This window comes from Pseudomonas congelans (assembly GCF_900103225.1).
In the GTDB taxonomy this organism is placed as follows: Bacteria; Pseudomonadota; Gammaproteobacteria; order Pseudomonadales; family Pseudomonadaceae; genus Aquipseudomonas; species Aquipseudomonas congelans.
This window is the reverse complement of record NZ_FNJH01000004.1, coordinates 242,433-255,882: the sequence shown is the minus strand read 5'-3', so window position 1 is coordinate 255,882 and position 13,450 is coordinate 242,433. Positions and strand designations below refer to the sequence as shown.

Sequence of the window (13,450 nt, the reverse complement as noted above, 5' to 3'; positions counted from 1 at the left end):
CGCTTACTTGCGGTCGGCAATCACCCCGATCAACACCAGCACCACCAGCAGCACTGGCGCCAGGCTGTAGTTATTAAACTGGCTGAGGCCGCGCACTACCCAAGGCGTTGCGTAGATCAGCGCTGCGCCACTGCCGACTGCGCAGAGCAGGGCGATGAGCGGGATGCGCAGGGCTCCGGTAATGCCGCTGATTCGCTGTTCCAGCCAGCCTTTGATGTCCGAGCCGAACAGCACCAGCAGGCAGCCCACCAGCGCGAGCGCGATTTCCGAGAGATTGCTGCGGCTCCAGCGCGAGACGGTGGCGAGCAAGTCGAGTACGAAATCCATGCAGGGTCCTTAGATCAGAAAGTATTGCAGCAGGTCGTTGAGGAACAGCTGGCCTTGTGGCGTGGCGATCAGGCGTGTCGGGTCCTGGTGCAGCAACCCCTTTTGTTCAGCCTGTCGACGCGCCTTGGCCAGCGAATCGAGGCTTAGACCGGTTCTTTCGCGAAATAACGCAGCGTCCACACCATTTGTCAGGCGCAGTGCGTTCATCAGGAATTCAAACGGCAATTCATCGAGCGGCAATAGCTTGGAACCGGCCTGAAACGGCTTGTCCGGGTTCAGGTAATCCTTGGGCAGCCGGGTTTTCCAGGTGCGCATGATGCGCCCGTCCGGGTGGCTCAGCTTGCCGTGTGCGCCTGCGCCGATGCCGATGAAATCACCGAACGCCCAATAGTTGAGGTTATGCCGCGCCGGTTTGCCGGGCTGTGCATAAGCCGACACTTCGTATTGCGCGTAGCCATGAGCAGCCAGCAACTGCTGCCCGGCTTCCTGAATGTCCCAGAGAATGTCGTCTTCGGGCAGTACCGGTGGCTGATTCCAGAACACCGTGTTGGGCTCCAGGGTCAGTTGATACCAAGACAGATGGGTCGGCGCGAGGGTAATGGCCTGGTGCAGATCGGCCAGTGCTTCGTCCTGGGATTGATCCGGCAGGCCGTGCATCAGGTCCAGGTTGAAGTTGTCGAAACCGGCCTGGCGCGCCATGTCGGCGGCACGAATCGCTTCGTCACCGTTGTGAATGCGGCCCAGCGCCTTGAGTTTGGATTCTTCGAAGCTCTGGATGCCGATCGACAGGCGGTTGATGCCCAGACCGCGATAGGCGCTGAACTTGACCTGCTCGAAGGTGCCGGGGTTGGCTTCCAGGGTGATCTCGATGTCGCTGGCAAAGCGGATGCGCTGTTCGACGCCTTTCAGCAGGCGCCCCAGCGCATCGGCGCTGAACAGACTCGGCGTACCGCCACCAAAGAAAATCGATTGCAGCTCGCGGCCGTAGACGTGCGGCAGATCAAGGTCCAGGTCGGCGAGCAGGGCGTCGACGTACTCCTGCTCCGGCAGCACCGGGCTGGCCGTGTGCGAGTTGAAGTCGCAGTACGGGCATTTGCGCACGCACCATGGAATGTGGATGTACAGCGACAGCGGCGGCAGGTGCGGCAGCGCAGGGCGCGGGCTCTCTGACGAGAAGCCGCTCGCGCCAAGAAACAGCGGCTGCGCAGGCGAATCGTGGGTCATTGCAGACCCAGGCGTTGCCGCAACAGGACCATCGCGCGGGCGCGGTGGCTGAGCTGGTTTTTCTCGGTCGGGCCCAGTTCGGCGCTGGAGCAGTTGCGCTCCGGCACCCAGAACAGCGGGTCATAGCCGAAGCCGTGTTCACCGCTGGCGGCATGCAGAATGCGCCCATGCCACAGCCCTTCACAGAGGATCGGCAATGGATCGTCGGCGTGGCGTACCAGCGCCAACACGCACACGAACTGCGCACCACGCTGCTCGTCCGGCACGTCTTTCAGCGCCTCCAGCAGTTTGGCGTTGTTGGCGGCATCGCCCTGGCCATCGGCGTAGCGTGCGGAGTAGATACCCGGCGCACCGCCGAGAAAGTCCACTGCCAGCCCCGAGTCGTCGGCCAGCGCAGGCAGGCCAGACAGGCGCGCGGCGTTGCGTGCCTTGAGGATCGCATTCTCGACGAAGGACAGGCCGGTTTCTTCCGGCTCCACCAGGCTGAACTCGCTGACCGAGCGCAGCGTTACGCTGCCGCCGAGCATGGCCTGGAGTTCCTTGAGTTTGCCGCCATTGTGGCTGGCCAGTACGAGTTGTGTGAGGTTCATGGTTGGCCTGTCGTGGTGCATGAAAACGGTCGGTTAAACGGCAATCCTGTGGTCTGTCAGCCCGGGGCTGGTGACGCGGTAGATACCGATCTCGCCGAGCAGATTGGGCCAGAGTTTGCTGGCCCAGCCGTGACGGTGCTGCTGATCGACCGCCAGCCTGTCGAGCACCTGCGCATCGCGCTCGCGGCACAGCTCTTCGAAGTCGCCGAAGGTGCAGAAGTGAATGTTCGGCGTGTTGTACCAGGTATACGGCAGGAATTCGGACACCGGCATGCGGCCCTTGCTCGCCAGATACCAGCGACAGCGCCAGTGGCCGAAATTGGGGAAGGTGATGATGCACTGGCGACCGACGCGCAACATTTCGTCGAGGATTCGGTCCGGGTAATGCACCGCTTGCAGGGCCTGGGTCATGACCACGACGTCGAAGCTGTTGCTGGCGAAGTTGCCGAGCCCCTTGTCGAGGTCCTGCTCGATGACGTTGATGCCCTTGGCGACACACTCGGCAATGTTGGCTGCGTCGTTTTCCAGCCCGTAGCCGGTGACCTGCTTGTGGTCACGCAGCCAGGTCAGCAATTCGCCGTCACCGCAGCCCAGATCGAGCACGCGGCTGCCCGCGGGAATCCATTCCTGAATGATTTCCAGATCGGCTCTCATGGCGTCCTCACAACGAAATTCGGTTCATGTAATTACCGAAAGCCTGCAAGTAGCGCGGAATCGGGATCAGAAAGGCGTCGTGGCCTTGCGGTGCGTCGATTTCCAGGTAGCAGACGTCCTTGCGCGCGGCCATCAGCGCGTCAACCAGTTCCCGCGAGCGGGCCGGCGAGAAGCGCCAGTCGGTGGTGAACGACATCACGCAGAATTTGGCGGTGGCGTTGGCGAATGTCTTGGCCAGGTCGTCATTGAAGTTCGCCGCAGGGTCGAAGTAATCCAGCGCCTTGGTCATCAACAGGTAGGTATTGGCGTCGAAACGCCCGGAAAACTCTTCACCCTGATAGCGCAGGTAGCTTTCAACCTGAAACTCGACACTGTGGAAGTCGTAGTTGAGTTTTTCGCTCTTCAGGCCACGGCCGAATTTCTCGCCCATCGAGTCATCCGACAGGTAGGTGATGTGCCCGACCATCCGCGCCAGCATCAGGCCGCGCTTGGGGATCACGCCGCGTTCCTGGAACGAGCCACCGTGAAATTCCGGGTCGGTGAGAATGGCCTGGCGGGCCACCTCGTTGAACGCGATGTTCTGTGCCGACAGCTTGGGTGCCGAGGCGATTGCCAGGCAGTGGCGCACGCGGTGCGGATAGCTGATGGTCCATTGCAGCGCCTGCATGCCGCCCAGGCTGCCGCCAATCACTGCGGCCCAGGTGTCGATGCCGAGCAGATCGGCCAGCCGGGCTTGGCTGTTGACCCAGTCTTCCACGGTCACCACCGGGAAGTTGGCGCCGAACGGCTTGCCGGTGTCCGGATCAATGCTGCTCGGCCCGGTCGAACCGTTGCAACCGCCCAGATTGTTGAGGCTGACGACAAAGAACTTTTCGGTATCGATAGGCTTGCCGGGACCGATACAACTGTCCCACCAACCGGGTTTGCGGTCGTCGGCGCTATGGAAACCCGCGGCATGGTGATGCCCTGACAGCGCATGACAGATCAGCACGGCATTGCTGCGTGCGGCGTTGAGTTGACCGTAGGTTTCGTAAATCAGGTCATAGGCTGGCAACGAACGACCGCAGGCCAGCGCCAGAGGCTCGCTGAAATGTGCCGTTTGCGGTGTGACCAGTCCGACAGAATCGTGGGGGAATACCGTGGGCATCGACCCTGCTCTCGCGTGAATGAGGCGTAAGTCTAAAGACCGCGGGGTGCAGCGGCAATAAGGGATGTTGTGAGGCGTCAATCAACGGCACGATAGTTACAGAACTATCGTTCCTCACGCTTGGGCACGATAGGTGTTCTTGCGGACGCCTATCGTTCCTCACGCTCCGCGTGGGAATGCAGTTCGTGACGCTCTGCGTCACACGGCGGTTCTGCGATGTCAGGTGGATTGAGGTTCGGCTCAGTTCACCTTTTCGCCCCTCGGCGAGTCACTTTGATGGGGCCAAAGTAACCAAAGCCCCTAGCTCCGTTTCCGGCCCGACTTCGTCGGGTTCCTTCGCCCTGTCACTGATCCGGGGGTCGCCGCAACGGGCCATCCATGGCCCGGTGCGGCTAGCCTGGCGTCCTGCCAGGCTACCCCCGGATCAGCGCCAGGACTCAGCCGTCACTTACGTCGCACTCTGCGTCGTCTGTGCCATCGTGCTCGAAAAGCGCTTTAGAGCAATTTAGCTAAAGGCACGGCTTGTGAGCTGATGACCATCGTCCCCACGCATGGGCACGATAGTTACAAGGTGATCGTTCCTCACGCTCCAGCGTGGTAGCAGGAATGCTTACATCAACAACCGCAGCACATCCGGCATGCTGCTCATGGCGGCGAGGTTGTTGATGACCAGCATGTCCAGCAGCTTGAGCACCAGGAATGCGAGGATCGGCGAGATGTCCAGGCCGCCCAGGTTCGGGACGATCTTGCGAAATGGTGCCAGTGCCGGTTCGCAGATCTGGTTGACCAGTTCCGCACCAGGGTTATGGCTGCCCGGTGCGACCCACGACAGAATCACGCTGATGATCAGGGCAAAGAAGAAGATCTTCAGGAACAGCGCGGTCACGCCGATGATCGACCACAGCAGCAGGTGCAGCGGGTCGCCCGTGGTGCCGAACATCAGCAGCAGGGTCAGGGCCATCAGGATCATCTGCACGATGATTGCCAGCACCAGCGACGACATGTCCAGCCCGAACAGGCTGGGGATGATGCGCCGCAGCGGCTTGAGCAGCGGCTGGGTGGCGCGCACGATGAACTGGCAGAGAGGGTTATAGAAGTTGGCCCGTACCAGTTGCAGGACGAAACGCAACAGCACGATCAGCAGGTAAAGACTGCCAAGCGTCTGCAGGACGTAAATTGCAGCGGTGTTCAATCCGATCATCGATCTGCTCCAGAAAACCCGAAAATTATTTGCCCAGTTGTTCAGCCAGCTCGGCTGCACGATGGTCTGCGGCGGTCAGTGCCGTTTCCACCAGTGCCTCGAAGCCACCCGCCTGAAATGCCTTGATGGCTGCCTCGGTGGTCCCGCCCGGTGAGGCGACACGACGCCGCAGTTCGCCCGCGTCCACATCGCTGCCGGTCGCGATCAAGGCCGAGCCCAGCGCTGTTTGCAGGGTCAGCTTTTTAGCGATGTCCTCCGGCAGCCCCAGTTTCATGCCTGCCGCGGTCATCGCTTCCATCATCAGAAAGAAATACGCCGGACCACTGCCGGACACTGCCGTGACAGCGTCCATGTGCTTTTCCTGCTCGACCCAGACGGCGATGCCGACCGCGGCCAACAACGCCTCGGCCTGCTCACGCTGCTCTGGCGTGACGTTGTCGGTCGCATACAGCCCGCTGGCCCCCTGACGCAGCAGCGAGGGGGTATTGGGCATGCAGCGCACCACCGGCTGCTCGCCCAGCCACTGAGTCAGGCTGGCGCAGGTGATGCCGGCCGCGACCGAAACAATCAGCTGGTGAGGTTCGAGACTGGGCTTCAGGGCCTGACAGACGTTTTTCATCATCTGCGGCTTGACCGCCAGCACCACCACGTCGGCGCCACTGATGGCGTCGGCGTTGTCGGCGAATACCTGGATGCCGTGATCATTGGCGATGCGCTCGCGGGTTTCGGCACCCGGGGCACTGGCACTGATCAGTGCCGCCTCCACGCCCTGTGCGCGCAGGCCGCCGATCAGGCTGGCGGCCATGTTTCCGGCTCCGACGAAGGCAATTCGGGTCTTGCTCATGAAGGGGTCCTTATGAAGAGGTTATGGCTGGCCATAGTCGCGGGCGCCAAAAAGAGCGGTGCCGATACGCACCCAGGTCGCGCCTTGTGCAATGGCGGCTTCCAGGTCGTGGCTCATGCCCATGGAAAGTGTGTCGAGCGGCAGGTTCAACTGCTCCTGCAGTGTGCGCACTGCGGCGAAGGATGCTTTCTGCGCCGCAGGATCGTCTGTGGGCTCGGGGATGGCCATCAGGCCGCGCAACCTGAGTCGCGGCAGCGCCATGATGGCCGCGGCCAGCGCAGGCAGGTCCTGAGGCGTACAGCCCGACTTGCTGGCTTCGCCACTGACGTTCACCTGAATGCAGATGTTCAGCGGTTCAAGCGCTTCGGGGCGTTGCTCGGACAGGCGTTGAGCGATTTTCAGGCGGTCCACGGAATGTACCCAGTCGAAGTTCTCGGCGATAGCTCGCGTCTTGTTCGATTGAATGGGGCCTATAAAGTGCCAGCACAAGGGCAGGTCGCTCAGTTCGAGCTGTTTGCCCAGTGCTTCCTGTAGATAATTTTCGCCAAAATCGCGCAAACCTGCGGTGTAAGCTTCACGCAGGTCACTGGCGGGCTTGGTTTTGCTCACCGCCAGCAGGCCGACGGACGCCGGATCGCGTTCAGCGGCAAGCGCTGCGTCGCGAATTCGCTGTTCGAGCGTTGAAATGTTCGCTGCTATCGTGGACATTGATTTGCGCCAGCAGGGCTAAAGTCTGCGGCATTCTATGTGATTGAGGAGCTGTATGGATATTACCGAGCTGCTGGCCTTCAGTGCCAAACAGGGCGCGTCGGACTTGCACCTCTCTGCAGGTCTGCCGCCGATGATCCGCGTCGACGGCGATGTACGGCGTATCAACCTGCCCCCGCTGGACGCGAAGGAGGTCAAGGCGCTGATCTACGACATCATGAACGACAAGCAACGGCAGGACTTCGAAGAGCGGCTGGAAACCGACTTTTCCTTTGAAGTGCCGGGCGTGGCGCGGTTTCGGGTCAACGCCTTCAACCAGAACCGCGGTGCCGGCGCGGTATTTCGCACCATTCCCTCGAAAATCCTGAGCATGGAAGACTTGGGCATGGGTAGTGTGTTTCGGAAGATTACCGACGTGGCGCGCGGCCTGATTCTGGTCACCGGTCCGACCGGCTCAGGCAAGTCGACCACCCTGGCAGCGATGATCGACTACCTGAACAACAACAAGCATCACCATATTCTGACCATCGAGGACCCGATCGAATTCGTCCACGAGTCGAAGAAGTGTCTGGTCAACCAGCGCGAGGTTCACCGCGACACACTGGGTTTCTCGGAGGCCCTGCGCTCGGCGCTGCGTGAAGACCCGGACGTGATTCTGGTCGGTGAAATGCGTGACCTGGAAACCATCCGCCTGGCGCTGACCGCCGCTGAAACCGGCCACCTGGTATTCGGCACGCTGCACACCACGTCAGCGGCCAAGACCATCGACCGGATCGTCGACGTGTTTCCGGCTCAGGAAAAATCGATGATTCGCTCGATGCTCTCTGAATCGCTGCATGCCGTGGTTTCGCAGGCGTTGCTCAAGAAGGTCGGCGGCGGACGCGTGGCGGCGCACGAAATCATGATGGGCACCCCGGCGATCCGTAACCTGATCCGCGAGGACAAGGTGGCGCAGATGTATTCGTCGATCCAGACTGGCGGCTCGGTGGGCATGCAGACGCTGGACATGTGCCTGGCCGATCTGGTGAAGAAGGGGCTGATCACTCGCGAAAGCGCACGCGAACGCGCCAAGGTGCCGGACAACTTCTGATCGTGGGAAGCCTGCAGGAATGAAAAAGGGGCCTTGAACGCGTTCAAGGCCCCTTTTTCGAGGTGCAGTTTGCAGATTCAGGCTGCGATCAGATCAACGCTGAACCACACGCATCTGTCCTGCCTGCTTGGGCAGCACGCGCTTGGCGATCTTGTAGTGGCTGTTCCAATACGGTTTGTTCAGCGTATCGACAGTTACGGCCTTGCCACGGCGCGGCGCATGAACGAACTTGTTGTCGCCCAGGTAGATGGCGACGTGGTTGATGTTGCGGCTCTTGATGTTGAAGAACAGCAGATCACCGGGTTTCAGGTCCTTGCGATCCACCGTCTGGCCATGACCCTGGGCCATGGCGTTGGAGGTGCGTGGCAGGTCGACCTCACGGACATCCGTGTAGGCGTATTTGACCAGCCCGCTGCAGTCCAGGCCTTTGCCGGGCGTGTTGCCGCCCCAGCGATAAGGCGTCCCCACAGCCTGCAAGGCGCGCTTTACAACGGCGTTGCCTTGCTTGGCAGGGACAGAAGCCTGCAAGGCCGCGACTTTTTTGGCGTTCTTGCGTGAAAGCGGCTTCTGGACGGCGTGGGTGTTATTGCCGTACTGAGTTCGGGTGGTGGTGGCTTCCTGGGGTGCATTGCGAGTCGCGAGTGCCGGTGAAGAGTGGCTTTTGGCGGTGTAGCCCGAGAAGCTCGCAGGAAGTTGTTGCTCACGATTGGTGGCGTGGGCGGCCAGAGGCATAAATAGGCAAATGGTTAGCCATGTCTTGAAAAAAGGACGCATTCGGCAGGGCTCATGGTGGTCAGCGCGCAACTTTATAACAGCTTTTTCAAAAAAACTGACCCCATTTGTCGAGCGCATCACAGTGGCATCATTGCGTTTTATGCGACAGACTCTTTCTTTTTTCGGGCTAATCCCTTTAGCGACAAGGGCTTGGCGGCATTAAACCGCCTCATGTGCCATACGTCGGAATAGGGAAACCAAGTCACAATTTTGTTATGTATTTTTTTCTATCAGCGCAAAGAGGGCAAAAATGAACGCCTATCGTTCAGACACACACAGCAAGGTCATGGGCTACCTGATGTGGATTTTCGGGTTCTTGGGAGCGCATCGCTTCTACTACGGTAAACCGGTTACCGGAACCATCTGGTTCTTCACCTTCGGTCTGTTTGGCATCGGCTGGCTGATCGACCTGTTTCTGATCCCGTCGATGGACCGTGACGCCGACCTGCGCTTTACACCCGGCTCCACCGACTACAGCGTGGCGTGGGTGCTGCTGACCTTCCTCGGCCTGTTCGGCGTGCACCGCATGTACCAGGGCAAGTGGATTACCGGGATCATCTACCTGTTTACCGGCGGGTTGTTTCTGGTCGGTATCCTCTACGATTTCTGGACATTGAATGACCAGATCTCGATGAAGAACGCCCGACGCGGGTGAGGCTTGGGACGAGGGGCTGACGCAGAGCGCGGCTCCTACACCTATCGGTCCTCACGCTCTGCGTGGGAATGTCAGTCGTGACGCTCCGCGTTACAAATCTGCGCCGCGCCGCATGCTCAAGACCGGACGCAGAGCGTCCAGAACGGCATGCCGACGCGGAGCGTCGCAGGATAGTCGAAACCCTTCGCGAACAAGTTCGCTCCTACGGCCTTCGGCCAGAATCAAAAGCGGACTTGTTTATAACGATGAGTACTCTGTGCGGGAGCGAGAGCCCGGAGCGGGCTCAACGGCTGTAGCTGATACGTCCATCCACCAGTGTGTAGCGTACCGAGCCCGGCAGACAATGGCCGATGAAGGGGCAGTTTTCGCCTTTTGACAGCCAGGTCTCGCCTGCAACCGTCGAGGCGGCAGGGTCGAACAGCACGATGTCGGCCGGCGCTCCTGCGCTCAGCTTGCCGGCTGGCAGGCGCAGCGCGGCGGCAGGGCCGCTGCTCAGGCGGGCGATCAGGGTCGGCAGGTCAAGCAGGCCGTCGTCCACCAGCGTCATGGCCAGCGGCAGCAGCAGTTCGACGCTGCTGATGCCCGGCTCCGTAGCGCCAAACGGTGCCAGCTTGGCATCGCGTTCGTGCGGTTGGTGGTGGCTGGAAATCGCCTGGATGACTCCGCTCTTCACCGCTTCACGCAGACCATCGCGGTCAGCGCGGGTGCGCAGTGGCGGCTGGACGTGATAGAGGCTGGAGAAGTCGATCAGCGCCTCGTCAGTCAGAATCAACTGATACAGCGCGACATCCGCCGTCACCGGCAGACCGCGCGCCTGCGCCTGGGCAATCAGCGCCGCGCCGCGTGCACTGGTCAGCTGGCTGAAGTGCGCGCGTACACCGCTCTGTTCGACCAGCAGCAGGTCGCGAGCCAGCGCCACGGTCTCGGCCGTCTCGGGAATGCCCGCCAGGCCCAGGAAACTGGCCGTCGGACCATCATGCGCCAGACCACCTTCGGCCAGATCACGATCCTGCGAGTTGAAAATCACCGTCAGGTCAAAGGTCGCCGCATATTCCAGCGCCCGGCACAGCGTGCGGGTGTTGCTGAAGCTGCTCAGGCCGTTGCCGAAGGCCACGCAACCGGCGTCGCGCAGGGCGATCAGCTCTGCCAGTTGTTCGCCTTCCAGGCCCTTGCTCAGCGCCCCGATGGGGAACACCTTGCTGAACCCGGCCTCACGGGCGCGGTCCAGGATCAGCTCGGCCACTGCCGAGGTGTCGAGCACCGGTTTGGTACGTGGCGGGCAGCACAGGCTGGTCACGCCGCCTGCCACCGCCGCGCGGGTTTCGCTGGCGATGCTGCCCTTGCGACTGTAGCCAGGCTCGCGCAGGGATACGTTGAGGTCGACCAGGCCCGGTGCTGCAACCAGCCCGGTAGCGTCGATGGTCTGGGTGGGCTCGAAACCCTCCGGTGCCGAACCGATGGCGCTGAGTTTGCCTGCTTCGACGTGCAGGTCAGTGATCTGATCCAGCCCGCTGACCGGGTCGATGACGCGAGCGCCGAGGATGCTGAGCTTCACTGGGCGTTCTCCTGTTCGAATTGGCGTTGCGCGTTTTGTCCGCTCATGGCCATGGACAGCACCGCCATGCGGATCGCGATACCGTAAGTGACTTGATTGAGAATCACCGAATGCGCGCCGTCGGCCACTGCGGACTCGATTTCCACGCCGCGGTTGATCGGGCCGGGGTGCATGACAATCGCATCCGGCTTGGCGGCCGCCAGGCGCGCGGTGGTCAGGCCGAACAGGCGGTAGAACTCGCCTTCGCTGGGCAGCAGGCCACCGGTCATGCGTTCACGCTGCAGACGCAGCATGATGACCACGTCCACGTCCTTCAAACCTTCGTTGAGGTCGGTGTAGACCTTGACCCCGTATTGCTCGACGCCTACCGGCAGCAGGGTTTTCGGCCCGATCACGCGGATATCCGGGCAACCCAGCGCCTTGAGCGCGAGCATATTGGAGCGTGCCACCCGTGAATGCAGGATATCGCCGACGATGGCCACCGAGAGGTTCTCGAAACCGCCCTTGTGACGGCGGATGGTCAGCATGTCGAGCATGCCCTGGGTCGGGTGAGCATGGCGGCCGTCGCCGCCGTTGATGATCGCGACGTCCGGGCATACGTGCTCGGCAATGAAATGCGCCGCGCCCGAGTCGGCGTGGCGCACGACGAACATGTCGGCGGCCATCGCTTCAAGGTTGCGCAAAGTGTCGAACAGCGTCTCACCCTTGCTGGTGGACGAGGTCGAGACGTTCAGCGTGATCACGTCGGCTGACAAGCGCTGGGCCGCCAGTTCAAAGGTGGTCCGGGTGCGCGTGGAGTTCTCGAAGAATACGTTGCACACCGTCTTGCCGCGCAACAATGGGACTTTCTTCACCGCCCGGGCGCCGACCTCGAGGAACGAGTCGGCCGTGTCGAGAATTTCGGTGAGCAGCTCGCGGGGCAAGCCGTCCAGAGACAGGAAATGGCGCAGCTGGCCCAGGTGATTGAGCTGCAGCGGGCGCTTGGCGTCGAGAGGCGTCATCGCAATGGACTCTTAAAGGGCGGTGGAGAGGTCTTGAAGTTCGAGCGCCAGCGGCTCGGGGCCGGACAGCTTGATGCGTTCATTCGGTGCCAGCGACAGGGTAGCGCCGACCACGTTCGGACGCACCGGCAACTCTCCGGCGTCCAGGTCCAGCAGGCAGACCAGCGTGACGCTGGCCGGGCGGCCGTAATCGAACAGCTCGTTGAGCGCGGCGCGGACGGTACGGCCGCTCATCAGCACGTCATCGATCAGCACCAGGTGCTGGCCTTCGATTTCGAACGGCAGTTCAGAAGGGCGCACTTGAGGGTGCAGGCCATTCTGGCTGAAATCATCGCGATAGAACGAAACGTCCAGGGTGCCCAGTGGAGCGGGGTTGTTCAGCGCCTTGAGCAGCGCCTGGGCGACCCAGACACCGCCAGTGCGGATGCCGATGAAACGAGGGTCGCTGATGCCGCGCTTGCTCAGGTGAGCGTTCAGGTCAGTGGCCATCTGACGAATCAGTTCGGCGGGATCGGGCAGGCTCATGGTTGCTCCTTAGAGGCTCGGGCAGCGTCGGTCCGTGGCGCGATGCTCAAGCGATAACGTGGAATCCGGGTATCTCGAAGCGATAAAGGCAGAAAAAGTCACACATTCAGCAGTTCGGGGTGCTCGTCGAGCCAGCCTTGCAGCAACAGCGCAGCGGCAATGGCGTCCACCGGATTGTCGCGATAGCTGCCTTTCTGGCCGCCGCGCGCCATGCGCTCGCCTTTGGCTTCGAAGGTGGTCAGGCGTTCATCATGGGTGTAGACCGTTACACCAAAGCGTCCGTTGAGCCTGCGCGAAAACTTTTCCGCGCGCGCGCTCATGTCGCTGGGCGTGCCGTCCATGTTCAACGGCAGACCGACCACGATCGCATCAGGTTTCCACTCGTTGATCAGCGCCTGGACCTTGTCCCAGTCCGGCACGCCATTCTGCGCCTTGAGCGTACAGAGTTCACGTGCCTGACCGGTAATCGCCTGGCCGACTGCAACGCCGATCTGTTTGGTGCCGTAATCAATGCCCAGCAGCAGCCGTAAGGCGGCCATCAAGCGTGCCCTGCCTGGGTCGAGATCAGGTTGAGGTTGATGCCCAGGCGTCTGGCGGCGGCATCCAGACGCTGCTCGCTGTCGACATCGAACAGGATGGCCGGATCGAACGAACAGGTCAGCCAGGCATTGTCGGCCATTTCGGCATCCAGTTGACCTGCATCCCATCCCGCGTAACCCAGGGTGATCACATTTTGATCAGGCCCGTAACCATCGGCGATGGAGAACAGCACATCCTGAGAGGTCGACAAGGAAATCCCGCCCGGAAGATTGACCGTTGCTTGAAAGGTCTGGCCGGTGGGATGCAGGACAAAGCCCCGATCGGTCTGCACTGGTCCGCCGGTATGAATGACGATGTCCTGGCAGTGTCTCGGTGCCGGAAGCTCGGGTCGCAGTTGTTCGAGTACATCGGCCAGGGTCAGGCTTTGCGGGCGGTTGATCACCAGTCCCATGGCGCCATTGGCGTTGTGCTCGACAACGTAGGTCAAGGTCTGAGCAAAGTTTTCATCGTGCATGTGCGGCATGGCGATGAGGAACTGGTGCTTGAGATAACTCGGAGAGACTTTTTTCATGAGCCCTAGTTTGGCGTTGCCTTGCCCGGCTGACAACTGACACG

The 13,450-nt window shown here is 61.3% G+C and carries 16 protein-coding genes; 2 read left to right on the top strand and 14 right to left on the bottom strand.

Going from position 1 to position 13,450, the window contains the following annotated elements:
• Nucleotides 1–3: 3 nt before the first annotated feature.
• The 8 genes from BLR20_RS15835 to BLR20_RS15795 form a co-directional block, all read right to left on the bottom strand.
• On the bottom strand, nt 4–327 hold the full coding sequence (locus tag BLR20_RS15835; protein WP_002551720.1) for a DUF3392 domain-containing protein: 324 nt from the start codon (nt 325–327) through the stop codon (nt 4–6).
• A 9-nt stretch (nt 328–336) separates the two neighbouring features.
• Nucleotides 337–1,551 carry a radical SAM family heme chaperone HemW gene (gene hemW / locus BLR20_RS15830; RefSeq protein ID WP_054992558.1) on the bottom strand — a complete coding sequence of 405 codons (1,215 nt, stop codon included), beginning with the start codon at nt 1,549–1,551 and terminating at the stop codon, nt 337–339.
• Entirely contained in the window at nt 1,548–2,141 is a 594-nt protein-coding gene (rdgB, locus tag BLR20_RS15825; RefSeq protein ID WP_032613349.1) for an RdgB/HAM1 family non-canonical purine NTP pyrophosphatase, read from the bottom strand. The genes hemW and rdgB overlap by 4 nt, the downstream gene beginning before the upstream one ends.
• A 33-nt stretch (nt 2,142–2,174) precedes the next feature.
• The gene (gene metW, locus BLR20_RS15820) at nt 2,175–2,795 is read right to left on the bottom strand and encodes a methionine biosynthesis protein MetW (RefSeq protein ID WP_003316724.1); all 621 of its coding nucleotides are present in this window, start codon (nt 2,793–2,795) and stop codon (nt 2,175–2,177) included.
• Between the two features lie 7 nt (nt 2,796–2,802).
• Nucleotides 2,803–3,942: a homoserine O-succinyltransferase MetX gene (metX, locus tag BLR20_RS15815; RefSeq protein ID WP_010429616.1), complete on the bottom strand. Its 1,140-nt coding sequence runs from the start codon at nt 3,940–3,942 to the stop codon at nt 2,803–2,805.
• A gap of 610 nt (nt 3,943–4,552) precedes the next feature.
• Nucleotides 4,553–5,143, bottom strand: coding sequence for a YggT family protein (locus BLR20_RS15805; protein WP_010440016.1), 591 nt, complete (start codon nt 5,141–5,143; stop codon nt 4,553–4,555).
• Nucleotides 5,144–5,168: 25 nt separating this feature from the next.
• A complete protein-coding gene (gene proC, locus BLR20_RS15800) occupies nt 5,169–5,987 on the bottom strand; it encodes a pyrroline-5-carboxylate reductase (protein ID WP_054992559.1) in 819 nt (272 codons plus the stop codon).
• A 21-nt stretch (nt 5,988–6,008) separates the two neighbouring features.
• Nucleotides 6,009–6,695: a YggS family pyridoxal phosphate-dependent enzyme gene (locus tag BLR20_RS15795; RefSeq protein WP_054992560.1), complete on the bottom strand. Its 687-nt coding sequence runs from the start codon at nt 6,693–6,695 to the stop codon at nt 6,009–6,011.
• 55 nt (nt 6,696–6,750) lie between these two features.
• Between BLR20_RS15795 and BLR20_RS15790 the strand changes: the two genes are divergently transcribed.
• Complete coding sequence (locus BLR20_RS15790) at nt 6,751–7,785, top strand: type IV pilus twitching motility protein PilT (RefSeq protein ID WP_010440024.1); 1,035 nt, start codon at nt 6,751–6,753, stop codon at nt 7,783–7,785.
• Between the two features lie 93 nt (nt 7,786–7,878).
• Here BLR20_RS15790 and BLR20_RS15785 read toward each other — a convergent pair whose 3' ends face one another.
• Nucleotides 7,879–8,559: a C40 family peptidase gene (locus BLR20_RS15785; protein WP_010440029.1), complete on the bottom strand. Its 681-nt coding sequence runs from the start codon at nt 8,557–8,559 to the stop codon at nt 7,879–7,881.
• Nucleotides 8,560–8,809: 250 nt separating this feature from the next.
• Here BLR20_RS15785 and BLR20_RS15780 point away from each other — a divergent pair, with 250 nt between their 5' ends.
• A complete protein-coding gene (locus BLR20_RS15780; protein WP_003345171.1) occupies nt 8,810–9,214 on the top strand; it encodes an NINE protein in 405 nt (134 codons plus the stop codon).
• Between the two features lie 283 nt (nt 9,215–9,497).
• On the opposite strand, the gene BLR20_RS15770 is transcribed toward BLR20_RS15780, so the two are convergent.
• The 5 genes from BLR20_RS15770 to BLR20_RS15750 all read right to left on the bottom strand — a co-directional run bounded on the left by BLR20_RS15770 (nt 9,498) and on the right by BLR20_RS15750 (nt 13,406).
• Nucleotides 9,498–10,769 carry a dihydroorotase gene (locus BLR20_RS15770; protein ID WP_010440032.1) on the bottom strand — a complete coding sequence of 424 codons (1,272 nt, stop codon included), beginning with the start codon at nt 10,767–10,769 and terminating at the stop codon, nt 9,498–9,500.
• Complete coding sequence (locus tag BLR20_RS15765; protein ID WP_003366142.1) at nt 10,766–11,770, bottom strand: aspartate carbamoyltransferase catalytic subunit; 1,005 nt, start codon at nt 11,768–11,770, stop codon at nt 10,766–10,768. The genes BLR20_RS15770 and BLR20_RS15765 overlap by 4 nt, the downstream gene beginning before the upstream one ends.
• 12 nt (nt 11,771–11,782) lie before the next feature.
• Nucleotides 11,783–12,295, bottom strand: coding sequence for a bifunctional pyr operon transcriptional regulator/uracil phosphoribosyltransferase PyrR (gene pyrR / locus BLR20_RS15760; RefSeq protein WP_003366144.1), 513 nt, complete (start codon nt 12,293–12,295; stop codon nt 11,783–11,785).
• A gap of 98 nt (nt 12,296–12,393) precedes the next feature.
• Nucleotides 12,394–12,834 (bottom strand): Holliday junction resolvase RuvX, encoded by a 441-nt coding sequence (gene ruvX, locus BLR20_RS15755; RefSeq protein WP_010440037.1) that lies wholly within the window; start codon nt 12,832–12,834, stop codon nt 12,394–12,396.
• Nucleotides 12,834–13,406, bottom strand: coding sequence for a YqgE/AlgH family protein (locus BLR20_RS15750; protein ID WP_010440039.1), 573 nt, complete (start codon nt 13,404–13,406; stop codon nt 12,834–12,836). The genes ruvX and BLR20_RS15750 overlap by 1 nt, the downstream gene beginning before the upstream one ends.
• Between the last annotated feature and the right edge of the window lie 44 nt (nt 13,407–13,450).

Excerpts from the sequence above, each read along its gene's own strand:
- BLR20_RS15835 (WP_002551720.1), bottom strand. The coding sequence starts at position 327 with ATGGATTTCGTACTCGACTTGCTCGCCACCGTCTCGCGCTGGAGCCGC.
- hemW (WP_054992558.1), bottom strand. The coding sequence starts at position 1,551 with ATGACCCACGATTCGCCTGCGCAGCCGCTGTTTCTTGGCGCGAGCGGC.
- rdgB (WP_032613349.1), bottom strand. The coding sequence starts at position 2,141 with ATGAACCTCACACAACTCGTACTGGCCAGCCACAATGGCGGCAAACTC.
- metW (WP_003316724.1), bottom strand. The coding sequence starts at position 2,795 with ATGAGAGCCGATCTGGAAATCATTCAGGAATGGATTCCCGCGGGCAGC.
- metX (WP_010429616.1), bottom strand. The coding sequence starts at position 3,942 with ATGCCCACGGTATTCCCCCACGATTCTGTCGGACTGGTCACACCGCAA.
- BLR20_RS15805 (WP_010440016.1), bottom strand. The coding sequence starts at position 5,143 with ATGATCGGATTGAACACCGCTGCAATTTACGTCCTGCAGACGCTTGGC.
- proC (WP_054992559.1), bottom strand. The coding sequence starts at position 5,987 with ATGAGCAAGACCCGAATTGCCTTCGTCGGAGCCGGAAACATGGCCGCC.
- BLR20_RS15795 (WP_054992560.1), bottom strand. The coding sequence starts at position 6,695 with ATGTCCACGATAGCAGCGAACATTTCAACGCTCGAACAGCGAATTCGC.
- BLR20_RS15790 (WP_010440024.1), top strand. The coding sequence starts at position 6,751 with ATGGATATTACCGAGCTGCTGGCCTTCAGTGCCAAACAGGGCGCGTCG.
- BLR20_RS15785 (WP_010440029.1), bottom strand. The coding sequence starts at position 8,559 with ATGCGTCCTTTTTTCAAGACATGGCTAACCATTTGCCTATTTATGCCT.
- BLR20_RS15780 (WP_003345171.1), top strand. The coding sequence starts at position 8,810 with ATGAACGCCTATCGTTCAGACACACACAGCAAGGTCATGGGCTACCTG.
- BLR20_RS15765 (WP_003366142.1), bottom strand. The coding sequence starts at position 11,770 with ATGACGCCTCTCGACGCCAAGCGCCCGCTGCAGCTCAATCACCTGGGC.
- pyrR (WP_003366144.1), bottom strand. The coding sequence starts at position 12,295 with ATGAGCCTGCCCGATCCCGCCGAACTGATTCGTCAGATGGCCACTGAC.
- ruvX (WP_010440037.1), bottom strand. The coding sequence starts at position 12,834 with ATGGCCGCCTTACGGCTGCTGCTGGGCATTGATTACGGCACCAAACAG.
- BLR20_RS15750 (WP_010440039.1), bottom strand. The coding sequence starts at position 13,406 with ATGAAAAAAGTCTCTCCGAGTTATCTCAAGCACCAGTTCCTCATCGCC.